Below are 20,629 nucleotides of genomic sequence, written 5' to 3' on the forward strand. Positions count from 1 at the left end.
CGCTCAAGCGGCCAAATCCGCCAGAAGACCCGCGGCGACAGTAAGCCGCGAAACGGTGATCTCGCCGGCATCCGTCAGCGCCTGCAGGCTCTCGCGCACGCGCCCCACCCGTTCACCGCCGTCGGTTGCCCACTGTGCGGCCGAATCGTCGGCATCGCGGTGGGTGCGGAGTGCGGCGATCGTGATGCTGCGCCGCGCAGCATCGATCGTGTCGATAGCACGGGCGAGCGCCAGCCCGTCGTAGTAGTCGGTCGGCGTAATGGAATGCGCCGCCGCCTCGATGCGACCGATGCGGAAAGCTTCAGTGACGGTGAAGAAGGCGCTCGCCGCCTTGGCAAGCTCCGCGTCCGCCGTGTCCGCTGCAAGTGCGATATCCGGCACCAGTTCGGATACGTCGAGGAAGGCGAGCCGTTCGGCCAGCGATGAGGGCACCCCTTCCGCCTTGAGCCGCTCCGTCTCAGAGGCGACCCTCTCGCTGAGAAAGGTTGGCAGCACGCGTCCCAGCTTCGGCTCCAGCGTCTTGCGCGCAGCGGAAAGCCGCTCAATGCGGCTGCCGACCTCCGCCCCCACTCCGCCGTTCTTCAACTGCCAGGCCGTGGCGGCAACGATCAGCCGCCACACCCGCTGGTAAAGTTGAAGCTGGACCTGACCGTCTATCTTTGTGTCCAGCGCATCTATGGCCGCGTGCAGCGCGCGCAGGCCGAAGCCGTCGCGCACCACAGCATAGGCCGCGACGATCTCGTGTGCCGGCCGGCCGGTCATGTCCTGCAGGCGTGTGATGAAGGTCGGCCCGCCGCGGTCGATAACGTCATTGGCAAGCTCGGTGGCGATGATCTCTCGGCGCAGCCGGTGACCGCGTATCTCGGTGGCGTATTTCTGCCGCATCCTGTCGGGGAAATAGGCGAACAGATCGGTTTCGAAATGCTGCTCGTCCGGAACGCCGCTCGCTACAAGCTCGTCGAACAGCACGATCTTGGCATAGGCAAGCAGCACTCCGATCTCCGCCCTCGTCAGCGGTTCACCGCGGCTCTCGCGCTCAGAAATCGCCTGCGGGCCGGGCAGGAACTCCACCCCACGATCGAGATGCCCCTCGTTCTCGAACACCGTCATCATGCGCGCCTGGTGCGGCAGGTCGGAGAGGCCACGCTGCTCGACCAGCGAGATCGCCAGCGTCTGCCGGTAGTTGTTCTCCAGCACCAGGCCGGCCACTTCCTCCGTCATCGCCGAAAGCAGATTGTTGCGGGCCGGCCGCGTCAGCGAGCCGGAGCGCATGGCGCCGGCCAGCGCGATCTTGATGTTGACCTCAAGATCGGAGGAGTTGACACCGCCGGAATTGTCGATGGCATCCGAATTGCAGCGCCCGCCGGCAAGGTTGAATTCAATCCGCCCGCGCTGAGTGACGCCCAGATTGGCGCCCTCGCCGATGACCTTGGCGCCCACTTCCCGCGCCGTGATGCGGATAAGGTCGTTGGCACGGTCGCCGGCGTCGGCGTTGGATTCGCCTGATGCGCGTATATAGGTGCCGATGCCACCGAACCACAGAAGGTCGACCGGCGCTTTCAGGATGGCGCGCATGATCTCCGCCGGTGAACCGGTCGTGCCCTCCAGTCCGATGGCGTCCGCCGCCTCGCGGCTGAGCTCGATCTGCTTCTGCGCACGCGAGACGATGATGCCGCCTTTGGAAAGCTTGGACTTGTCGTAATCCTGCCAGCTCGACCGTCCCATTTCGAACAGCCGCTTGCGCTCGGCAAAGGAAGCCGCCGTGTCGGGATCGGGATCGATGAAGATGTCGCGATGATCGAAAGCGGCAATGAGCCGGGTGGCGGGCGACAGAAGCATGCCGTTGCCGAACACATCGCCGGACATGTCGCCGACACCGACCACCGTGAACGGCTCCGCCTGGATATCGCAGTTCATCTCGCGGAAGTGTCGTTTCACCGCCTCCCAGGCGCCGCGCGCGGTAATCCCCATCTTCTTGTGGTCGTAACCGGCCGAGCCGCCCGAGGCGAATGCATCGTCAAGCCAGAAGTCATGCGCCTGACTGATCTCATTGGCCGTGTCGGAGAAGGTGGCCGTGCCCTTGTCCGCGGCGACCACGAAATAGGGGTCGTCGCGGTCGTGGCGCACCACGGCCTCGGGCGGCACCACTTGGTCGCCCTCCAGGTTGTCTGTGATCGAAAGCAGGCTTGAGACAAAGTTGATATAAGCCTGCCGCCCGGCCTCGAAAATCTCGTGGCGGCTGCCGCCGGCCGGCAACCGCCGCGGATAGAAGCCGCCCTTGGCACCCACCGGCACGATGACGCCGTTTTTCACCTGCTGTGCCTTGACTAGGCCCAGCACCTCAGTGCGGTAGTCCTGCGCCCGGTCGGACCAGCGCAGGCCGCCGCGCGCCACCGGACCGAAGCGCAAATGCACGCCCTCGACCTCCGGCCCATAGACGAAGATCTCGCGCCAGGGGCGCGGCTGCGGCAGTCCCTCGACCGCGTGCGAATCGAACTTGAGCGCCAGCGAGCGCTTGCCCGGCAGCGAACGCTCGGCGAAGAAATTGGTACGCAGGGTCGATTTGACGAGATTGAGCATGCGGCGGATGATGGTGTCGTCGTCGAGGCTCGGTACGCCATCGAGCGCACTCTCGATCTCCGCTATTATCTCCCTCTCTCGCGCTTCTGCGGCATCGTCCGTCCCGCGCCGCGGGCTGAAACGTGCGACGAACAGGCGGAAGAGCTTGTCGGCGATCTGCGGATAGCGGTTCAGCGTGCCGGCGATGAAGCCCTGGCTCTGCGGGATGTTCGCCTGGTGAAGGTAGCGGCTGTAAGCACGCAGCACGGCGATCTCGGAAGCCCTCAACCGCGCTGTGTGGGCCAGCGCGTTGAAATTGTCGTTGTCGTATTCCTGGTGCCAGACGGCCAGGAACAGTTCCTCGAAGAGGGCACCGCTGTCGGTCAGGTCGATGGCGCCGTCGAAGGCGCTCTCCAGCTCCATGTCATGCAGGAAGACGAGGTCTTCTCCCACTCCGCCGATCTCGAAAGTGCGTTCGCTGATGACCCGGAAACCCATGTTCTCAAGGAGCGGTACCCGCCGGCTGAGCGCTACAGGCATGCCGAAGTGGTAGATCTTCAGCGCCGCCTGGTTCGGCTTCTGGTCGCTATGGCGGTGGAAGTCGATGGCGATGGGATGGACGGAGGAGAGGCCCACGATACGCCCGGCGTCGCCAAGGGCGGTCGCCGGCTCAAAGCTGTTTCGGTAGCTCTCTGGAAAGCGGGCGGCTGTCGCTGCAATAGCATCGTCGACACCGGTATCCTCCACTGCCTCGCGCAGCGTGTCATCCCAGGTGCGCACGATATCGCGGACGCCGGCTTCCAGCTTCTCCGCCTCTATCCGCGGCGTCCTGCCGCCCGAGCGTCCGATGATGAAGTGAACGCGTGCCAGCGAGCCTTCCGGGAATGCCGGATAGAAGGCTGACACCCGCCCGTCGAAGGACGTCTTCAGATGTTCGCCGATTTCCCTGCGGACACGGGAATCGTAGCGGTCGCGCGGCACGAAGACGATGACAGAGACGAAGCGGTCGAACTGGTCGATGCGGTAGAGCACGCGTACACGCGGCCGGTCGCCGAGGCCTAGAATAGCCTCTGCATGCTTGCGCAGGCGCGGCACGCCGATCTGGAAAAGCTCGTCGCGCGGGTAAGATTCAAGGACATTGATGAGTGCCTTGCCGGAATGGTCCGTCGGCGCGAAGCCGGAGCGGGCGATCACGGCCTCGGCCTTGGAGCGCAGATAGGGGATCTTCATCACCGAGCGCGTATAGGCGGTCGAGGTGAAGAGGCCGACAATCCGCAACTCGCCCGTCAGCTCGCCGTCATCGTTGAACGTCTTCACCCCAACATAATCGAGATAGGCACGGCGATGCACCATCGACTTGGCATTCGCCTTGGTGACGATCAGCGGCTCCGGCCCGTGTAGGAAGGCGCGGATTTCCGGGGTGGTGGAGACGGCCTCCGAGCCGCGCCTGAGCACCAGCACGTCGGGATCAGCCAGGATGCCAAGGCCCTTCTTGTGGGCGCGCTCCAGCGTGCCGTTCTTCTCGCCGCCCGTGTAGCGGAACTCCCGCATGCCGAGAAAGGTGAAATTGTCGTCACGCAGCCACTCGAGAAAGGCGATCGCCTCGGTCACCGCCTCGGGGTCGAGCGGCACCGGCGCGTAACGCAGCTGCGTGATCTCCTGGTCGAGGCGGGCCAGCATCGGCTTCCAGTCGCCGACGGCGACACGCACCTGCGCGAGAATGTGGGCAAGTCGCGCCTTCAGCGCTGTGCACTGGTCGGATGACAGCCTGGGCAGGTGGACGTGGATTACGCTAACCTGGTCCGCGTTGCGCGCTGCCTTGGCCACTGCATCACCGAGAATCTCGCTGATTCCGTCTTCGCCGTAACGCACCAGAAGCACCGGGTGCAACAGAAGCGACGGCTCCCCCGCCGACTCCGTGATCTCGCCGAGCACCGAATCGAACAGAAAGGGCATGTTGTCATTGATGAGGGTGACCGTAGTGACATTGCGGCCCGCGCGCTCGATCCCTGGCGATGCCTCGACCTCGACCACGCTTTTGCCCGGTCGGTGCTTCTTCAGCGCCGTCAGCACGAGTTCGACGGAACGATCGAGCGCGGCACGGTCGTAGCTTTCCAGGTCTTCCGCGGGGGCACGGGAGATCAGGAGTTCGCGCAAACGCTCCGCATCGGGTGCCTTCACGTCGGCCAAACTGGGTTTCGAGGATTTCACGAGCTTTGCCTTGGCCGTCATGCAGTTCTCCCACTCCCACGGTAGTTACCGCTATTATATGCCCCATGATGCCGGGCTGACGATCCCATGATTGCGGCGGACGGTAAAGGGCCGCTCTTCCCGCGCGCAATGTAGTACCGATGTGGCGTAATATTGATGACGCGCCCGCCGCGGCACCTAGCGTGTGAGCGGCGGGACACCTAGCGCAGCACCACGATCCGCGCCCGCCGCGACAGCCGCGGCAGGAGCATAGCCATTGTGCCCGGCGCAACGGCGATGCAGCCCTCTGTCGGCTTCATGCCCGGCCGGGCCATGTGAAGGAAGATGGCGCTGCCGCGCCCGCGGCGGCGCGGCCGGATATTCCAGTCCAGCACGACGCACACGTCGTAGAGCCTGTCGCCGCGCAGCATCTCCTCGTGGGAAGCCTTGTAAGGCAGACGCACCGGGCGGTTGTAGTTCGGATCACCTGGCGCATCGCACCAGCCGATACCGGCACGGATCGATGTGGTCTTCAGCGGCGTGCCGGCGATGGCGGGAAGCCGGCGGTCGGGCCGGTGGAAGACACCCAGTGGACGCAGCACGGCCAACGGCGTTGCGCCGTCCCCCTCGCGCTTCAAAGCGCTGACGCCGCCGCGCCCGAGCGCACATAGAAAGACACGGCCGTCGATGGAAAGGAGCCCCTGCGCGGAGTTCCCCGGCCGCGCACGCACGGTAATGACCGGGGCTTTTCGGCGCCCCTTGCGCAACGCGCTGTCCCGGCCGCATTTCTGCAGTATAATTGCCTTATCGAACAAATAGCCGTTATGGTCTTTCGTGTCGGCCTTGTTACGCATAAACGGGACGTTCGGCGAAAAACGGGGCGGGGTCAACGGCATCGGCTTACGAATCAACGGATTGACATATGACGCCACGAACCATCCTGATTGTTGACGACGACGAGGATCTGCGGGCCACGCTCGTCGAGCAGCTGGCGCTTTACGAGGAGTTCGATCTCCTGCAGGAAGCGACAGCCGCCAACGGTATCCGCGCCGCGCGCCACTCGATGGTCGACCTCACCATCATGGATGTCGGTCTGCCGGATATGGACGGCCGCGAGGCAGTCAAGCTGCTCCGCAAGGGCGGCTATCGCGCACCGATCATCATGCTGACGGCGCAGGATACCGATTCCGATACGATCCTCGGGCTGGAAGCCGGCGCCAACGATTATGTCACGAAGCCCTTCCGCTTTGCTGTGCTTTTGGCGCGCATCCGCGCGCAGATGCGCCAGCATGAGCAGAGCGAGGATGCCAAGTTCACCGTCGGACCCTACACCTTCAAGCCGGGCCAGAAGCTCTTGCTCGACGATCGGGGTGGCAAGATTCGCCTGACGGAGAAGGAAGCGGCTATTATAAAATATCTGTACCGCGCCGAGCAGAAGGTAGTGACGCGGGACATTCTTCTGGAGGAAGTCTGGGGCTATAATTCAGGCGTTACCACACATACGCTGGAGACCCATGTCTACCGGCTGCGGCAAAAGATCGAACGCGATCCTTCCAAAGCTGAAATTCTTGTGACAGAAAGCGGCGGATACAAACTCGTTCCTTGAGGTTCGGTGTTGGGGGCGCCAGTAGCAGCCGGGAACGAGCGGGGACGACGACCGCATGGCGCTGGACGATGATATTCGCGTTCTGTCCGGCGTGGGACTCTTCGAGGGCTTCACGCACGAACAGCTGCGCCTCATGGCTTTCGGCGCCGAGACCATCTCGCTCGGCGCCGGCCATAAACTCTATGCAGAAGGTGCACCCGCCGACTGCGCCTTCGTGGTCGCCACGGGAACAGTGGCGCTTTACCATCAGCAGGGCGACCGGCGCGAGATCATCTCCGTCCACGGCCCTGGCGCTATGCTTGGGGAGCTGGCACTGATCGCCGAGAGTGAACGCCTGACAGGCGCGGTCGCGCAGACGGATGTGAAAGTGATTCGCCTGAGTCGTTCGATGTTCCGCCGCATCCTGGAAGAATTTCCGGAAACCGCGGTCAAGCTGCACCGCCGCATCGCGGCCGAACTGCAAGCCATGCTGACGCGCATCGGCACCGTTGCCTCACGGCTGGCCAAGTAGGGGATTACGGACGGCGCACCAATTCGTGGAACTCATCGCGCTGGCCGGGCACATCCCGGCTCACCACGAGCGCCAGCCGCCGCTCCTCGAAGATGCGGAACCATTCGTCCCACTCGATAGGCTGCACGCCGCCAAGGCGGTCGGCGCCTTCGTCGGTATCCTGGTAGGCGTGCTGCCCAAAGGCGAAGGAAAGGACCGGCTCGCTCTCCGGCATACCCGGCGTCGGGTCGTTCAAGGCCGGCTGGCCGGCGCGCGCGGCGGCCCAATCGCGGATATGGTTGTGGTCGGTCAGCAGTTTCGTGTCGGCCATGGGAATGTTCCTCGAAGGTCCCTTACCAACGCTTGCGGTAAAGCGCGGTTCCGCGCGCTGCCCCTATCTACCCCTGCACCAAGCTCTCTGGCGAGGCGACGAGCCGGTAGCGCCGCATATCCTCGACGCTCAGATAGTAGAGCTCGCCGGGTGGCGTATCGAGCGCATGGAGCCAGAGGGCCGGATCGATTCCCATCTTGTTCAAGTGGCGGGATATACGCGCCGTCGTCATCTGCGCATCGGCCATGGCCCGCGCCGGATCGCTGATCGCATCACCGGCGATATAGAACTGATGCAAGCCGAGGAGGGCGCGCCGCCCGACCGTGCGCGTTACCCCGCCGGCCATTACCAGCGGACAGGAGGAAGCGCAGATGGCGCCGTCCTCCACTACCGTGGCGATGCCGCGCTCGCGCAACATGCGCGCCATGACGATGGCATCGTCGAGCGCGCCGCCGGGTGAATTGAGGCTGATGCGCCGAACATCCGCGCCGTGCATCTTAAGCTCCGCTTCAAGCCTTCCTGCCGCGCCCGGCTCTATGCTGCCGATCGCTCTCAGCGTGCCGTCGGCGGCGAGCACAAAGGACATCGGCTGGCGCAAGATCTCCCTGTCGATGACGCCAGACTGGCGCGGGCCGACGGACGGCAGGCCGCCCGGACCTTTATCCACCGCCCGCGGTGGAACCGGCGAAAGACGTTCCGGCGACGAGCCGTTGTGCAGTCCGAAGCCCCCGTTCCTGTCGACAACCTCGCGCAGGCCAATGCCGAAAAAGAGGGCGATGCCTAGAACGAGAATGACGAGGAGCCAGCTTATCGGCGCCTGCTCATCAATACGCCCTCGCGCCGGCGCATCGTACCGCGCAGCGTCCATGGCTCGGGCGAGAGGACCGCTCATGCTTGTCTAGCGACAGGAAACTGTCGGCACCGGCACGACATTGTCCGGCAGGCCGTACATGTAACTGCGCCCGTGCAGAAGGGTCCCATAGCGGCAGCTTTTGCGCTTACGCAGGTATAGTGCGCCGCGATCCTCTTCGAGATAGACCACCTTGGACTCTCCATGGCGGCCGTAGGCTAGGTCCTCGGCCAGATAGCCCTTGCCAACGACGATGCGCTTGTAGCCGGCCGGACTGCGGACGATGAGGTTCCCGAAACTGTCGGCATAGACTTTCTCGCCACCGGCGAAGGCGGGCATGGCCGCCGCCAGCAGGACCGCAAGCGCGGCCAGGCTTTTGCCGGACGCCAGGCGTCTGTGTGAAGACATGGGGCAACGCTCCTTTGTTGTCGCGGCCTCCTTACCTGTAAGATTAACGCTTAATTAACTGTTGTCACGCCGGCTGGTGCCCAAATCCCCGGTCGTTGACAGATGTGGTTAATTTCGTCGAATGATTGTGGATCGGGAGAAGGGTCTGAATGGCATGAGCGAGGATCAAAGGATCGACATCGCACCGCTGCGGCTGAAAGATGCGCATGCGCTGGCACCGCTTCTTGCCGCCTACACCCAGTCGCTGAAGCGCGGCGCACCGCGCCGGCCGGACGAGTTCTACGCCGAAACGCTGTTGCAGGACCGCGTGGCGGAGATCGTCGGGGCGCGCATGGACGGGGCACTGGTGGCTTTCGCCGTCTTCTACGACCTGCCCGACCCCATCTCCGGCATGCGCTACGGGCTCTTGGAGCACGTCTATGTGCATCACGAACATCGCGGAAAGGGCATCGCCAAGGCGCTGATCGACGTGGTGGGCGACCAGGCGGAAGAGCGTGGATGGGCAAGGCTGGTGCTGAACGCGCCGCGCGAACCATCCGAAGGCCGCAGGCTCTACGGCCAGGTCGCCGCGCCTGCCGACTGGACCAGCCACGTGATTCGCTTCGACGAAAAGTGAGCGGGTGCGGGAGGCACTTTGCACGATTTCATCGACCGCGCGCTAAGCATACCGATGGCGGGACGTGGGCTGCACGGTGTCGGAATGAGCGCCTCTCATACGTCCTGTGCTCGCCCCATGATATGTGAGGAGGAGGGAATCACATGAGCAAGACCATTGCAATTCTCATCGCAAGGCTGATTTTCGCGGGCGCCTTTGCCATGGCGGCGGGCTTCAAGTTCGCCGGGATGGAGGAGACAGCGGCCCAAATAGCGTCGATAGGCTTCCCCGTTCCGCTGCTGCTTGCATGGATCGCCGCCTTTTTTGAGGTTGCCCTTGTTGCCGCCTTTCTGACCGGTGCGTTCTTCTCCGAAGCCGCGCTCATTGCGGCCGCCTACGTGCTGTTCCTGGGCTTTGCCTTCTACGGCCCGTCGCAATGGAGCGATGATCCGATGAAATTCGGCTTCTTTGTCAATCACTTTATCTTCGTCGCTGGCCTCCTGTTCGCGGCGGTGCATGGGCCCGGCGACAGGCTGGCTCTCCGGAGGGGCCTCATCTGGCAGCCCCAGCTGCCCGGAGAAAGTCGACATGCTTCAAACTAAGGCGCGGCCAGAAGCTTCAATCGATTCAAGCACCCTCCGGCATCTCTGCGGCTTTGACGCACTGCGAAAAGCGCATTAGAAAGCCTCGTGCCGGAGGCTTGGGGCGGCCTGGCAGTTGCTGCCTGATGCGCCATGGTTCCTTCGGCGACGAAACGGGGAAGCCATGAGCAAATCCACAGCCACCCGGGCGAGGCCGGTCTCGCCGCACCTGCAAATCTACCGCTTCACGCCCACCATGCTGATGTCGATCCTGCACCGAATCACTGGTGCAGCGCTCTATTTCGGCACAGTGCTCTTCGCCGTCTGGCTGGTGGCTGCGGCCGGCTCCAGGGAACTGTTCGACTTCGTCAACGGCCTGTTCGGCTCCTTCCTCGGCCGGCTCGTGCTCTTCGGCTACACTTGGACGCTGCTGCACCACATGCTGGGCGGCATTCGCCATCTTATCTGGGACACCGGTCACGGGCTGGGCAAGCAGACGTCGACGCGCATTGCGACCGCCAATCTGATCGGCTCGGTCGTGCTGACGCTCCTCGTCTGGATCGTCGGTTACGCCGTCAGGGGAGGGTTCTGAGATGGCCGATATGCGCACCCCTTTGAACCGCGTACGCGGCCTCGGCTCGGCCAAGGAAGGCACGGATCATTTCTGGCGCCAACGGCTGACCGCGATCGCCAACCTGCCGCTCGTCCTGTTCTTCATCGGCTTCGTCATTGCCTATAGCGGCGCACCGTACGAGGAAGTGCGCGCCGCACTCGCCCACCCGACGGTGGCGATCATCATCGCCTTCGCGCTGCTTTCGGTGCTCTATCATATGCGGCTCGGCATGCAGGTCATCATCGAGGATTACGTACACGGCGAAGGTTCGAAGATCATCCTTATCGTGCTCAACACCTTCTTCCCCCTCGTCGTTGGCGCTACGGCGCTCTACGCCCTCTTCAAAATCGCTTTCGGAGCCTGAATATGGCTGACGCAACTGAGAAGAAGGCCGGCGCGGCCTACGAGTTTGTCGACCACGCCTTCGATGTGGTGGTGGTGGGTGCCGGCGGCGCCGGCTTGCGCGCCACCCTGGGCATGGCCGAACAGGGCCTGAAGACAGCCTGCGTCACCAAGGTCTTCCCCACGCGCTCGCACACGGTAGCCGCCCAGGGCGGCATCGCCGCCTCGCTCAAGAACATGGGGCCGGACCACTGGCAGTGGCACCTCTACGACACGGTCAAGGGCTCCGACTGGCTGGGCGACGTCGACGCCATGGAATATCTCGCCCGCGAGGCTCCGGCCGCCGTCTACGAGCTTGAGCACTACGGCGTCCCCTTCTCGCGCACCGAAGAAGGCAAGATCTACCAGCGCCCCTTCGGCGGCCACATGCAGAATTTCGGCGAGGGCCCGCCCGTTCAGCGCACCTGTGCCGCCGCCGACCGCACCGGCCATGCCATCCTTCACACCCTCTACGGTCAGTCGGTGAAGAACCACGCCCAGTTCTTCGTCGAATATTTCGCCCTCGACCTCATCATGACGGATGGCGCCTGCACCGGCGTTGTCGCCTGGAACCTTGAGGACGGCACCATCCACCGCTTTGCCGCCAAGATGGTGGTACTAGCGACTGGCGGCTACGGCCGTACCTACTTCTCCTGCACCTCCGCGCACACCTGCACGGGCGACGGCAACGCCATGATCGCCCGCGCCGGTCTGCCGCTGCAGGACATGGAATTCGTGCAGTTCCATCCGACGGGCATCTACGGCGCCGGCTGCCTCATCACCGAAGGCGTGCGCGGCGAGGGCGGCTATCTCGTCAATTCCGAGGGCGAGCGCTTCATGGAGCGCTATGCCCCGTCCGCCAAGGACCTTGCCTCGCGCGACGTCGTCTCACGCTGCATGACGGTGGAAATCCGCGAGGGCCGCGGCGTGGGCAAGGAGAAGGACCACATCTTCCTGCACCTCGACCACCTCGATCCCGCGGTGATCCACGAGCGCCTGCCCGGCATCGCCGAATCGGCACGTATTTTCGCAGGCGTCGACGTCACCCGTGAGCCCATCCCCGTGCTGCCGACCGTGCATTACAACATGGGAGGCATCCCGACGAACTATTGGGGCGAGGTGCTGAACCCGACCAAGGACGATCCGGACGCCGTCGCCCCCGGCCTGATGGCCGTCGGCGAGGCGGCCTGCGCCTCCGTGCACGGCGCCAACCGGCTCGGCTCCAACTCCCTCATCGACCTTGTCGTCTTCGGTCGCGCAGCGGCCATCCGCGCCGGCAAGGTGGTCGATCGTGATTCGAAAGTCCCGTCGGTCAACGAAGTCGCCTGCGAAAAGATCATGGACCGCTTCGACAGGCTGCGCCATGCCAGCGGCGGCACGCCGACGGCCGCCGTGCGCGAGAAAATGCAGCGCGCCATGCAGGAAGACGCCGCCGTCTTCCGCACACAAGAAACGCTAGAGCAGGGATGTAAGCGCATCTCTGCTGTGTGGGAGGAGCTTTCGGATATCAAGGTCCACGACCGCTCGATGATCTGGAATTCGGACCTGATGGAAACGCTTGAGCTCGAAAACCTGATGGCGAATGCCGTCACTACGGTCTATTCGGCTGAGGCGCGCAAGGAAAGCCGCGGCGCCCACGCCCGCGAGGACTTTTCCGGGCGCGACGACGAGAACTGGCGCAAGCACACGCTTTCCTGGGTGGACGAGGCCGGCAAGGTCAGCCTCGACTACCGCCCGGTCCACACCGAGCCGATGCTGGGCCACAATGAGGGCGGCATCGACCCGGCAAAGATCGCGCCGAAGGCGCGGGTTTACTGACCCGAGGATATCATGGTCCAACTCACCCTTCCCAAGAACTCCAAAGTCCAGCAGGGCAAGGTCTGGACGAAGCCCGGAGGCGCCACCAATCTGCGCGAGTATCGGGTCTACCGCTGGTCGCCGGACGACACGGAGAACCCTCGCGTCGACACCTATTTCGTCGATATGGACGATTGCGGCCCAATGGTCCTCGACGCCCTCATCTGGATCAAGAACAAGATCGATCCAACACTCACCTTCCGCCGCTCCTGCCGCGAAGGCATCTGCGGGTCGTGCGCGATGAATATCGATGGCGCCAACACGCTCGCCTGCACGAAGGGCATGGACGAGATCGGCGACGCCGTGAAGGTATACCCGCTGCCGCACATGCCGGTGGTGAAGGACCTCGTGCCGGATCTTTCCGTGCCCTACGCGCAGCTTTCCTCCATCGAGCCTTGGCTGCAGACGGTCACGCCCGAGCCCGCCAAGGAGTGGCAGCAGAGCCACGAGGATAGGGCGAAGCTCGACGGCCTCTACGAGTGCATCCTGTGCTTCTGCTGCCAGACGTCGTGCCCCAGCTACTGGTGGAACGGCGAGCGCTACCTGGGCCCGGCGGTGCTGCTGCAGGCCTATCGCTGGCTCATCGATTCACGCGACGAGGCCACAGGCGAGCGACTCGACAACCTGGAAGACCCCTTCCGGCTCTACCGTTGCCACACCATCATGAACTGCACGCAGGCGTGCCCAAAGGGGCTGAATCCGGCCAAGGCAATCGCCGAGATCAAGCAGATGATGGTGGAGCGGCGGGTCTGAACCGCCGCTCACGCAAGCGTGTAGCGGATTGAATTTGCAATCGATGCCCTGCGGAGTAGGTCTTGCCGTGAAAAGGGAGAGACCTGCCATGATCCGCCTCGCCGCTGCAGCCGCGCTTTTCTTTGCGGTATCCTTTGCCAATTCCGCCACGGCGGAAACGAAGACCGCCATCTTCGCCGGCGGCTGCTTCTGGTGCGTCGAAGCGGACTTCGACAAGGTTCAGGGGGTGCTTTCCACCGTCTCCGGCTATACGGGCGGCGAGACGGAAAATCCCAGCTACCGCAATTACGAATCAGGTGGCCATCTTGAAGCGGTGGAGATCAAGTATGACGACAGCCAGGTGAGCTACGAGCATCTCCTGGACGTGTTCTTCCACTCCGTCGATCCCACCGACGCTGGCGGCCAATTCTGCGACCGCGGTCACGGCTATACCACGGCAATCTATGCGCTCGACGATGCGCAGAAAAAGGCGGCGGAGGAAGCCAAACAGGCGGCGGAAGCCGAGCTGGGCCAGCCCGTCGTGACGCCGATCGAGCCCGCATCGGCTTTCTGGCCGGCCGAGGACTATCACCAAAACTACTACCGAAGCGACGAGCGCATCCTCACGCGCTTCGGCTTCATCACCAAGGCGGATGCCTACAACAGCTACCGCGAAGGCTGTGGACGCGACCGGCGCCTGAATGAGGTTTGGGGGGAGACAGCGCTGCGCGGCATCGCGAAATAGCGCACGGGCAAGGGCACGTAATGTCCGGGGGGTATCGTATGCGAACCTTCCTTGCCGCCACGCCAGCGCCGCCGCCCAGTCCACCTCAGCAGCAGACTGGGCAAGGCGCACGTTGAAGGAAGACCATCGCGGCGGCCTTGCCAATCGCCAGTGTTGCAGAAGAAGTGCCGTAGCAAGCGGCGCGACTTCAGGGCTTCTCCTGATAGGTCCAGACGACGGCGGGCGGTAGATTGCGCCAGATACGGCGCGATGGCTGTGCCGTCACTTCCGGCTCGCGCGGTACAGGCGATATAGGACCGTAGGTGAATTGCACCAGCCGCCCGTGCGGTGGCAAAAGGCGCATGGCATCGAGCGCGAGCTTGCGGCGTAGGGCCTTCGGAAAGACGAAGAGCGGCAGGCTGGATACGACGGCGCAGAATTCCGTGCCCGCGTCGGCCAGGCGGCTAACGGCGGCAAAGGCATCCCCCTCCAGCACCGTCGCGGCGGGATAACGCTGTCGCAGAAGGCCGGCAAAGGCGGCATCGGCCTCCACGAGGATCAGGTCCTCCTCGTGCACACCCGCAGTGAGCAGCGCCTTTGTGACGACACCGGTACCGGGACCGAGCTCAAGCACGCGTGAACCCGGACGAATGGCGGCCGCAAAGGCCATCGTGCGGGCGAGAGCGGCGGAGCTTGGCGCCACGGCGCCAGTGCGCAACGGCGCCCGAAGCCATGTGGCGAGGAAGCGCAACGTATCGCCATGGCACCGGCGGCGGCGGGGCGGATCGTAGAGGACAAGCGACATGTTTTCTCCCGTCTGAAGGATGGCCTGCAAGTGCGGGCGGCGATAGGCGGTTGAGCGGCAGGCCGGCGATGCGATGCCGCCGGCTTGCCAGGCGCTCTTGTGAGGCGTATTATCCGAGCAATTGCTCGTATTTGGAAACTCGCATTTCATGGGCAGCGTCGAACCGACCATCGAACCGAGGAAAAAGCCGCGCCAGGCACGCTCTACGGCGACGGTGGATGCCATTCTGGAGGCCTCTGCTCGCATTCTGACGGCGGAAGGGCTGGCCGGATTCAACACCAATGCGGTGGCGCTGCGGGCAGGTATAAGCGTCGGCTCCTTGTACCAGTATTTCCCGAGCAAGGAGGCGATCCTGACAGAGATGCTGCGGCGCAAGCGCAAGAAGCTTCTGGCCGGCATGATCGCAGCGCTTGAGGGAATGGAGCGCCAGGACGAGGAGGTGATCATCAAGCGGCTGGTGAAGGCGGCCATGGGCAACCAGGCGCGGGCGCCCAAACTTGCGCAAGCGCTCGACTACGCCAATTCGGCTCTGCCGCTGCACGAAGAAATGATGCGGACCAACCGCGCCGTTGTCGAGGCGGTGGCCCGGTTCTTGGCGCTGCGGGCGGTGCCCGACTCGAAGCAGGCGGCGCAGGATGTGGTCGGGCTGGCACGCGGCATGATGCTGCAGGCGTTCCGCGAGGACGCGGCGGACGAGGAAGCGCTGGCGCGCCGCATCTGCCTGGCGATTCGCGGCTACCTGACCGAGCTGCGAGGCGAGACGGCGGCGGAGCGGACATGAAAATGGCGGGCCGAAGCCCGCCATTGCAGCACGTATAAACCGGCGGGCGATCCCGCGCTCGGGAGGTTCGTCGTGTAAACGGACTGTCGGTTTTCGTCCGCTACGCGAACCGTTCCTCAGCCTTCGGTCTTCTCGCTCTCGGCAGCCTCTTCGGCAGGCGCTTCCGTGGTGGCCTCGGCGGGGGCTTCGGCAGCGGCAGGCTCTTCAGCCGGGGCCTCGGCGGCAGCGGCTTCGGCTTCCGCGGCGGCGGCCTTCGCCTCTTCCTCGGCCTGCTTCGCGGCGGCTAGACGCTCCTGCGCCTTCTTGCCGGGTTCGGCCTTATTCGGGTTATTGCGCTCGGGACGCTTGGCGAGTCCGGCCTGATCGAGGAAGCGGAGCACGCGGTCGGTCGGCAGGGCGCCGTTGTCGAGCCAATGCTTGATGCGCTCCTCGTTAAGCTTCACGCGCTCGGCGTCTTTGGGCAGCGTCGGGTTCCAGGAGCCGAGCTGCTCGATGAAGCGGCCGTCGCGCGGGGCGCGCACGTCGGCCACAACGACGTGGTAGTAGGGGCGTTTCTTGGAGCCCGCGCGGGCCAGTCGGATTTTCAGTGCCATTGTTCTTCCTTTCGATGATGGCGATCAGGCCGGCACGGCGTGCCGGAAACGCAAGCGCGGCTCGCCGCGCAGGGTGGTGGGTGGCAGGGGCGTCGCCCCCAGCCTTTTGACTACCGCCTGGGACGGCAGGTTCTCGGGATGGACGAAGCTCATGAGCGGCGGCAGGCCGAGGTCACGTGCTGCCCAGAGCTGGATGCGGTTGGCGGCCTCCGTGGCGTAGCCCTTGCCCTCGAAGCCGGCATAGAGGCTCCAGGCCAGTTCCGGCTCCTCGACATAGGGCGGCTGCCACAGCCCGACATAGCCGACGACGGCGCCGTCCTCCTTGCGGTCGACCGCGAAGAAGCCGAAGCCGTTGAGCGCCCATTCGCCGACATGGGCGGCGAAGACCGTCCAGGCCTGCCACTCGTTCTTCGGCCCGCCTATATAGCGCGTGCGCTCCTCGTCCGCGTAGAACGCCGCGAAGGCGGGGAAATCGGCCTTCCGCCAGCCGCGCAGAACCAGGCGCTCGCTCTCAAGCACGGGGGTCATACCTGCGCCTCGCCCTTTTCAGGTGCGCCGTTGCCGTGCTCCTCGGCGATCGCCTCGTGATGGCGGATCACCTCGCGGATGATGAAGTTCAGGAACTTTTCCGCGAAATCCGGGTCGAGCTGCGCCTCATCCGCCAGCCGGCGCAGCCGGGCGATCTGCGCCTGCTCGCGCGCCGGGTCGGCTGGCGGCAGGCCGTGGGTCGCCTTGAGGACGCCGACCGCCTTGGTGCAGCGGAAACGCTCGGCAAGCATGTGGAGGAGGGCGGCGTCGATGTTGTCGATCGACGCGCGCAGCTCCAGAAGCTGCGCCTTGGCGAAATCTTTGTCCGCGCTCATCCCCGCCCCTATTTCTTCTTCGGCAGGCCGGGCAGACCGCCGCCCGGCAAGCCCGGTAAGCCGCCACCGCCACCCGGCAGGCCGGGGAGGCCCTTGGGCAGGCCGCCTTGCGGCAGACCGGCACCGCCCACTTGCTTTTGCAGCGCTTCGAGCTCCTTGGGGTCCATCTTCGACAGATCGGGCATGCCGCCCATGCCGCCGAGACCCATCTTCTGCGCCATGCCGCCCATCATCCCCCGCATCATGCCGCCCTTCTTGCCCTTGCCGCCCATGGCCTTCATCATGTCAGCCATCTGGCGGTGCATCTTCAGCAGCTTGTTGATCTGCACGGCATCAGTGCCGGAGCCGGCGGCGATACGCTTCTTGCGGCTGTGCTTGAGGAGGTCGGGGTTCGATCGCTCCTTCGGCGTCATCGACTGAATGATGGCGATCTGGCGGCCGAACATCTTATCGTCGAGACCGGCTGCGGAGAGTTGGTCCTTCATCTTCCCCATACCGGGCATCATGCCCATGATGCCGCCCATGCCGCCCATTTTCTGCATCTGCGCAAGCTGATCGGCGAGGTCGTTCAGGTCGAACTTGCCGGCCTGCATCTTCTTTGCCATCGCCGCGGCTTTTTCCTGGTCGATGGTCTCGGCAGCCTTTTCGACCAGACTGACGATGTCGCCCATGCCGAGGATGCGGTCGGCGATGCGCTTGGGATGGAACTCCTCCAGCGCGTCCATCTTCTCGCCGACGCCGATGAGTTTGATGGGCTTGCCGGTGACGGCGCGCATGGAAAGGGCGGCGCCGCCGCGGCCATCGCCATCCATCCGGGTCAAGACGAGGCCGGTGATGCCGACGCGCTCGTCGAAGCTTTTCGCCAGATTCACCGCGTCCTGGCCGGTGAGCGAATCGGCGACCAGCAGGATCTCGTGCGGGTTCGACGTGCGCTTGATATCGGCCATCTCGGCCATCAGCGGCTCGTCGATATGGGTGCGGCCGGCGGTGTCGAGAATAACGAGGTCGTGGCCGCCGAGCTTCGCCGCCTGCACAGCGCGCTTTGCGATGTCGACGGGGCCCTGGTTGGCGACGATCGGAAGGGTGGCCACCGAGACCTGCTCGCCGATCTGGCGTAGCTGCTCCTGGGCAGCGGGGCGGCGGGTGTCGAGCGAGGCCATCAGGACCTTCTTGCCCTGGCGCTCGGAAAGCCGCTTGGCGACCTTGCCGGTGGTGGTGGTCTTGCCTGAACCCTGCAGGCCCACCATCATGACGACCACGGGGGCCGGCGCGTTGAGGTCGATGGTCTCGCCCTCCGCGCCGAGCATCTCGACAAGTTCGTCATGGACGATCTTGACGACCATCTGGCCGGGCTTGACGGATTTCAGCACTTCCGCGCCGACGGCCTTCTCGCGCACGCGGTCGGTGAAGGAACGCACCACGTCGAGCGCCACGTCAGCCTCGATCAGCGCCCGGCGCACTTCGCGCAGCGCGGCCGAGACGTCCGCCTCCGACAGGGCGCCGCGCCCAGTCAGGCCGTTCAGGATTGCGCCAAGGCGTTCCTGCAGGTTCTCAAACATACGCGTTCCTCTTGTCTCGCATCATAGATACGAGAGGTAATGCATCCGCGCCCTCGGTTAAACCTCGCGCAAAGCCGAAAAGCACCCGGGGGCGCATCGCGCTGCCGGGTGTTGACCTCCGGGGTCGGTCTCCTTCGCTTGAAGGCGCCCCGGTCGGCTGCTCGGAGTTTGCACTCGTCGCGGAAAGTGCGCGCGGTAGACCTGAAAAACGGCCGAGAGTCAAGTTCCGGCGCAACGGCCGGAGAACTGCTCTGCTCGCGAAAGCGGCGCCGCGCGAAGCCGCGGCGCCGGTTCGGGTCGGTTACGGCATCACATAGACGACGCGGCGGCTCTGCGGCTCAACGAGAACCGGCCGGCCGTTCACGTAGACATAGCGGTAGTCGTAGTCCGGTATATCATAGACTTCGACCGTTTCGGGCAGGCCTATGCCGACACTCACCTCGCCTTCGAGATAGATCGGCTCGACGCGATTCCGCTCGACATAGGTGATGACCTCGCGCGGCGGAGGGGCGACCTCGGTGATGACCTCGCGCGGCGGGGGGACAACCTCCACCTCGACAGCACCCGTTGTCTCATAGGTGGTGCGCGGCATCACCTCCATTGCCTGTTCGGTCGCCAGATAGCCCGAATAGGCCCAGCCTTCGACGCCGGCATGGTTGACGGAGCACCAGCTACCACCCTCGTCGCAGCCGTTGATTATGACCTGTTCCGATGAGCGGATGACGTCAACCACCGGGTATCCCGTTCCCGGGCCGGTGCGAAGGTTGAGGTCTGCCGTAGCAGTCGCCTCGACCTGGGCAGCCGCGACGCTCGTGAGCGCAAACAGCCCCGCTGCCGCTACCGTGCCTTTCAAGATGAGTGACTTCATTTCCAGTCTCCTCACTAATCTACTGACCGATATGAACTGGCGCCGGCGCGTTTTGGTTCCCGGCGCGCGGCGACGACGCCGTGGCCCGGGCAGCATCAAAGGTGACAACATCATGAATCGCTGGCACAATTCGACGATTCTTATTTTTACGAGGTGCATAGGATGATTCGGGGGAGCAGGGGGAACTGGCTCGCCGCAGCCCTGGTTGCGGCTTTTTTCGTCAGCGGGCCCGCTTTCGGCAGCACATGCGGCAACGGTGCGAACGGGTTCGAGGTCTGGAAAGCGCAGTTCATGCAGGAAGCATCGGCGCGCGGCGTCGGTCCGCGGGCGCTCGACGCGCTTGCGCAGACGCGCTATGCCTCGAAGACGATCGCCGCCGATCGCGGGCAGAAAAGCTTCAAGCTATCGCTCGACAGCTTCATGCAGAAGCGCGGTGCCAACGCCATCATCTCACGCGGCAGGAGCATGAAGCAGAAGTACGGTGGTCTGCTTTCTATGATCGAGAGCCGGTATGGCGTCCCACCGGGACCTCTTCTCGCCATCTGGGGCATGGAGACGGGCTTCGGTGGGTTTCTCGGCAACCAGAACATTCTTTCGGCCGTCGCCACGCTTGCTTATGATTGCCGCCGCTCCGAGTTCTTCACCGGTCATCTCTATGCGGCACTGGCGCTGGTGGAGCGCGGCGTGCTGAGCCCCTCGGACGTGGGCGCCGCCCATGGCGAAATCGGGCAGACGCAGTTCCTGCCCGGCAACGCACTGACGTACGGCGTCGACGGCGACGGCAATGGCCGCGTCGACATGATCGGCTCGGTGGCCGACGCGCTTGCCTCCACGGCGAACTTCCTGCGTGCCCACGGCTGGCAGCCGGGCGCTGGGTATCAGCCCGGCGAGATCAATTTCCGCGCCCTGCAAGGCTGGAACGCGGCCAGCGTCTACCAGCAGGCCATAGCCATCATCGGCAAGGAGATCGACGGCTGAGCCGGCGGAATTCCGGGCGGATTCCTGACTTGCTCTAAAAGAAAAGGGCCGCCCCATCGGGACGGCCCTCCGTGTCTTCGTTCCCGGCGCGGCCAGCGACACGACACCGTGGCGCCTTTTGCCGCGCGTCATGCGCTTTAGCCGAGAGGCTGCTCCCGGAAAAGGCAATCCGCCGAGGCCACGCTGGAACTGAATTCACTCGACATTGGATCACCTCCTTTCGTTTCGTTGCACATGGCCCCAATGTGGACGGTGCGGCAGCATC

The 20,629-nt window shown here is 64.4% G+C and carries 22 protein-coding genes; 11 read left to right on the forward strand and 11 right to left on the reverse strand.

What is annotated here, in order from left to right; all coding sequences use genetic code 11:
- Positions 1 to 3 precede the first annotated feature (3 nt).
- Positions 4 to 4,791 (reverse strand): NAD-glutamate dehydrogenase, encoded by a 4,788-nt coding sequence (locus N5A92_RS15660; protein ID WP_260904427.1) that lies wholly within the window; start codon positions 4,789 to 4,791, stop codon positions 4 to 6.
- Positions 4,792 to 4,970: 179 nt separating this feature from the next.
- Positions 4,971 to 5,603 carry a L,D-transpeptidase family protein gene (locus N5A92_RS15665; RefSeq protein ID WP_260904430.1) on the reverse strand — a complete coding sequence of 211 codons (633 nt, stop codon included), beginning with the start codon at positions 5,601 to 5,603 and terminating at the stop codon, positions 4,971 to 4,973.
- Between the two features lie 68 nt (positions 5,604 to 5,671).
- On the opposite strand from N5A92_RS15665, the gene N5A92_RS15670 reads away from it, so the two are divergent.
- Together N5A92_RS15670 and N5A92_RS15675 are read left to right on the forward strand one after the other, a co-directional pair.
- Positions 5,672 to 6,355, forward strand: coding sequence for a response regulator transcription factor (locus tag N5A92_RS15670; RefSeq protein WP_260904432.1), 684 nt, complete (start codon positions 5,672 to 5,674; stop codon positions 6,353 to 6,355).
- 55 nt (positions 6,356 to 6,410) lie between these two features.
- Positions 6,411 to 6,866 carry a cyclic nucleotide-binding domain-containing protein gene (locus N5A92_RS15675; RefSeq protein ID WP_260904435.1) on the forward strand — a complete coding sequence of 152 codons (456 nt, stop codon included), beginning with the start codon at positions 6,411 to 6,413 and terminating at the stop codon, positions 6,864 to 6,866.
- Positions 6,867 to 6,870: 4 nt separating this feature from the next.
- Here the strand turns inward: N5A92_RS15675 and N5A92_RS15680 are convergent, their stop codons facing one another.
- From N5A92_RS15680 to N5A92_RS15690, 3 genes are all read right to left on the reverse strand, one after another.
- Positions 6,871 to 7,176 carry a hypothetical protein gene (locus N5A92_RS15680; RefSeq protein WP_260904437.1) on the reverse strand — a complete coding sequence of 102 codons (306 nt, stop codon included), beginning with the start codon at positions 7,174 to 7,176 and terminating at the stop codon, positions 6,871 to 6,873.
- Between the two features lie 67 nt (positions 7,177 to 7,243).
- Positions 7,244 to 8,068, reverse strand: a complete 825-nt coding sequence (locus N5A92_RS15685) for a COG3904 family protein (protein ID WP_260904440.1) — start codon at positions 8,066 to 8,068, stop codon at positions 7,244 to 7,246.
- Positions 8,069 to 8,074: 6 nt separating this feature from the next.
- Complete coding sequence (locus N5A92_RS15690; RefSeq protein ID WP_260904442.1) at positions 8,075 to 8,434, reverse strand: hypothetical protein; 360 nt, start codon at positions 8,432 to 8,434, stop codon at positions 8,075 to 8,077.
- A gap of 154 nt (positions 8,435 to 8,588) precedes the next feature.
- Here N5A92_RS15690 and N5A92_RS15695 point away from each other — a divergent pair, with 154 nt between their 5' ends.
- The 7 genes from N5A92_RS15695 to msrA all read left to right on the forward strand — a co-directional run bounded on the left by N5A92_RS15695 (position 8,589) and on the right by msrA (position 13,938).
- On the forward strand, positions 8,589 to 9,050 hold the full coding sequence (locus tag N5A92_RS15695) for a GNAT family N-acetyltransferase (protein WP_260904444.1): 462 nt from the start codon (positions 8,589 to 8,591) through the stop codon (positions 9,048 to 9,050).
- A gap of 143 nt (positions 9,051 to 9,193) precedes the next feature.
- Positions 9,194 to 9,631, forward strand: coding sequence for a DoxX family protein (locus N5A92_RS15700; protein WP_260904446.1), 438 nt, complete (start codon positions 9,194 to 9,196; stop codon positions 9,629 to 9,631).
- A gap of 163 nt (positions 9,632 to 9,794) precedes the next feature.
- Complete coding sequence (gene sdhC / locus N5A92_RS15705) at positions 9,795 to 10,202, forward strand: succinate dehydrogenase, cytochrome b556 subunit (RefSeq protein ID WP_260904449.1); 408 nt, start codon at positions 9,795 to 9,797, stop codon at positions 10,200 to 10,202.
- 1 nt (position 10,203) lies between these two features.
- Positions 10,204 to 10,587, forward strand: coding sequence for a succinate dehydrogenase, hydrophobic membrane anchor protein (sdhD, locus tag N5A92_RS15710; protein WP_260904454.1), 384 nt, complete (start codon positions 10,204 to 10,206; stop codon positions 10,585 to 10,587).
- A 2-nt stretch (positions 10,588 to 10,589) separates the two neighbouring features.
- A complete protein-coding gene (gene sdhA / locus N5A92_RS15715) occupies positions 10,590 to 12,422 on the forward strand; it encodes a succinate dehydrogenase flavoprotein subunit (protein ID WP_260904456.1) in 1,833 nt (610 codons plus the stop codon).
- 12 nt (positions 12,423 to 12,434) lie between these two features.
- Complete coding sequence (locus N5A92_RS15720; RefSeq protein WP_260904458.1) at positions 12,435 to 13,214, forward strand: succinate dehydrogenase iron-sulfur subunit; 780 nt, start codon at positions 12,435 to 12,437, stop codon at positions 13,212 to 13,214.
- An 88-nt stretch (positions 13,215 to 13,302) separates the two neighbouring features.
- Positions 13,303 to 13,938, forward strand: a complete 636-nt coding sequence (msrA, locus tag N5A92_RS15725) for a peptide-methionine (S)-S-oxide reductase MsrA (protein WP_260904460.1) — start codon at positions 13,303 to 13,305, stop codon at positions 13,936 to 13,938.
- 187 nt (positions 13,939 to 14,125) lie between these two features.
- Here the strand turns inward: msrA and N5A92_RS15730 are convergent, their stop codons facing one another.
- On the reverse strand, positions 14,126 to 14,722 hold the full coding sequence (locus tag N5A92_RS15730) for a class I SAM-dependent methyltransferase (protein WP_260904462.1): 597 nt from the start codon (positions 14,720 to 14,722) through the stop codon (positions 14,126 to 14,128).
- A 148-nt stretch (positions 14,723 to 14,870) separates the two neighbouring features.
- Between N5A92_RS15730 and N5A92_RS15735 the strand changes: the two genes are divergently transcribed.
- Complete coding sequence (locus N5A92_RS15735) at positions 14,871 to 15,503, forward strand: TetR/AcrR family transcriptional regulator (RefSeq protein ID WP_260904464.1); 633 nt, start codon at positions 14,871 to 14,873, stop codon at positions 15,501 to 15,503.
- A 116-nt stretch (positions 15,504 to 15,619) separates the two neighbouring features.
- Here N5A92_RS15735 and rpsP read toward each other — a convergent pair whose 3' ends face one another.
- The 5 genes from rpsP to N5A92_RS15760 all read right to left on the reverse strand — a co-directional run bounded on the left by rpsP (position 15,620) and on the right by N5A92_RS15760 (position 19,386).
- Complete coding sequence (rpsP, locus tag N5A92_RS15740; RefSeq protein ID WP_260904465.1) at positions 15,620 to 16,096, reverse strand: 30S ribosomal protein S16; 477 nt, start codon at positions 16,094 to 16,096, stop codon at positions 15,620 to 15,622.
- A 24-nt stretch (positions 16,097 to 16,120) separates the two neighbouring features.
- Positions 16,121 to 16,624: a GNAT family N-acetyltransferase gene (locus N5A92_RS15745; protein ID WP_260904467.1), complete on the reverse strand. Its 504-nt coding sequence runs from the start codon at positions 16,622 to 16,624 to the stop codon at positions 16,121 to 16,123.
- Positions 16,621 to 16,959 carry a chorismate mutase gene (locus tag N5A92_RS15750; RefSeq protein WP_260904468.1) on the reverse strand — a complete coding sequence of 113 codons (339 nt, stop codon included), beginning with the start codon at positions 16,957 to 16,959 and terminating at the stop codon, positions 16,621 to 16,623. The genes N5A92_RS15745 and N5A92_RS15750 overlap by 4 nt, the downstream gene beginning before the upstream one ends.
- Positions 16,960 to 16,967: 8 nt before the next feature.
- Positions 16,968 to 18,518: a signal recognition particle protein gene (gene ffh, locus N5A92_RS15755; RefSeq protein ID WP_260904474.1), complete on the reverse strand. Its 1,551-nt coding sequence runs from the start codon at positions 18,516 to 18,518 to the stop codon at positions 16,968 to 16,970.
- 301 nt (positions 18,519 to 18,819) lie between these two features.
- The gene (locus N5A92_RS15760) at positions 18,820 to 19,386 is read right to left on the reverse strand and encodes a DUF1236 domain-containing protein (RefSeq protein WP_260904476.1); all 567 of its coding nucleotides are present in this window, start codon (positions 19,384 to 19,386) and stop codon (positions 18,820 to 18,822) included.
- Positions 19,387 to 19,539: 153 nt separating this feature from the next.
- On the opposite strand from N5A92_RS15760, the gene N5A92_RS15765 reads away from it, so the two are divergent.
- Positions 19,540 to 20,364: a lytic murein transglycosylase gene (locus N5A92_RS15765; protein WP_425248590.1), complete on the forward strand. Its 825-nt coding sequence runs from the start codon at positions 19,540 to 19,542 to the stop codon at positions 20,362 to 20,364.
- Positions 20,365 to 20,629 lie beyond the last annotated feature (265 nt).

Source organism: Chelativorans salis (assembly GCF_025336525.1).
GTDB lineage: Bacteria > Pseudomonadota > Alphaproteobacteria > Rhizobiales > Rhizobiaceae > Chelativorans > Chelativorans salis.

What these genes read in the sequence shown, in the direction of transcription:
- N5A92_RS15660 (WP_260904427.1), bottom strand. Translation starts at nt 4,791, where the DNA reads ATGACGGCCAAGGCAAAGCTCGTGAAATCCTCGAAACCCAGTTTGGCC.
- N5A92_RS15665 (WP_260904430.1), bottom strand. Translation starts at nt 5,603, where the DNA reads ATGCGTAACAAGGCCGACACGAAAGACCATAACGGCTATTTGTTCGAT.
- N5A92_RS15670 (WP_260904432.1), top strand. Translation starts at nt 5,672, where the DNA reads ATGACGCCACGAACCATCCTGATTGTTGACGACGACGAGGATCTGCGG.
- N5A92_RS15675 (WP_260904435.1), top strand. Translation starts at nt 6,411, where the DNA reads ATGGCGCTGGACGATGATATTCGCGTTCTGTCCGGCGTGGGACTCTTC.
- N5A92_RS15680 (WP_260904437.1), bottom strand. Translation starts at nt 7,176, where the DNA reads ATGGCCGACACGAAACTGCTGACCGACCACAACCATATCCGCGATTGG.
- N5A92_RS15685 (WP_260904440.1), bottom strand. Translation starts at nt 8,068, where the DNA reads ATGAGCGGTCCTCTCGCCCGAGCCATGGACGCTGCGCGGTACGATGCG.
- N5A92_RS15690 (WP_260904442.1), bottom strand. Translation starts at nt 8,434, where the DNA reads ATGTCTTCACACAGACGCCTGGCGTCCGGCAAAAGCCTGGCCGCGCTT.
- N5A92_RS15695 (WP_260904444.1), top strand. Translation starts at nt 8,589, where the DNA reads ATGAGCGAGGATCAAAGGATCGACATCGCACCGCTGCGGCTGAAAGAT.
- N5A92_RS15700 (WP_260904446.1), top strand. Translation starts at nt 9,194, where the DNA reads ATGAGCAAGACCATTGCAATTCTCATCGCAAGGCTGATTTTCGCGGGC.
- sdhC (WP_260904449.1), top strand. Translation starts at nt 9,795, where the DNA reads ATGAGCAAATCCACAGCCACCCGGGCGAGGCCGGTCTCGCCGCACCTG.
- sdhD (WP_260904454.1), top strand. Translation starts at nt 10,204, where the DNA reads ATGGCCGATATGCGCACCCCTTTGAACCGCGTACGCGGCCTCGGCTCG.
- sdhA (WP_260904456.1), top strand. Translation starts at nt 10,590, where the DNA reads ATGGCTGACGCAACTGAGAAGAAGGCCGGCGCGGCCTACGAGTTTGTC.
- N5A92_RS15720 (WP_260904458.1), top strand. Translation starts at nt 12,435, where the DNA reads ATGGTCCAACTCACCCTTCCCAAGAACTCCAAAGTCCAGCAGGGCAAG.
- msrA (WP_260904460.1), top strand. Translation starts at nt 13,303, where the DNA reads ATGATCCGCCTCGCCGCTGCAGCCGCGCTTTTCTTTGCGGTATCCTTT.
- N5A92_RS15730 (WP_260904462.1), bottom strand. Translation starts at nt 14,722, where the DNA reads ATGTCGCTTGTCCTCTACGATCCGCCCCGCCGCCGCCGGTGCCATGGC.
- N5A92_RS15735 (WP_260904464.1), top strand. Translation starts at nt 14,871, where the DNA reads ATGGGCAGCGTCGAACCGACCATCGAACCGAGGAAAAAGCCGCGCCAG.
- rpsP (WP_260904465.1), bottom strand. Translation starts at nt 16,096, where the DNA reads ATGGCACTGAAAATCCGACTGGCCCGCGCGGGCTCCAAGAAACGCCCC.
- N5A92_RS15745 (WP_260904467.1), bottom strand. Translation starts at nt 16,624, where the DNA reads ATGACCCCCGTGCTTGAGAGCGAGCGCCTGGTTCTGCGCGGCTGGCGG.
- N5A92_RS15750 (WP_260904468.1), bottom strand. Translation starts at nt 16,959, where the DNA reads ATGAGCGCGGACAAAGATTTCGCCAAGGCGCAGCTTCTGGAGCTGCGC.
- ffh (WP_260904474.1), bottom strand. Translation starts at nt 18,518, where the DNA reads ATGTTTGAGAACCTGCAGGAACGCCTTGGCGCAATCCTGAACGGCCTG.
- N5A92_RS15760 (WP_260904476.1), bottom strand. Translation starts at nt 19,386, where the DNA reads ATGAAGTCACTCATCTTGAAAGGCACGGTAGCGGCAGCGGGGCTGTTT.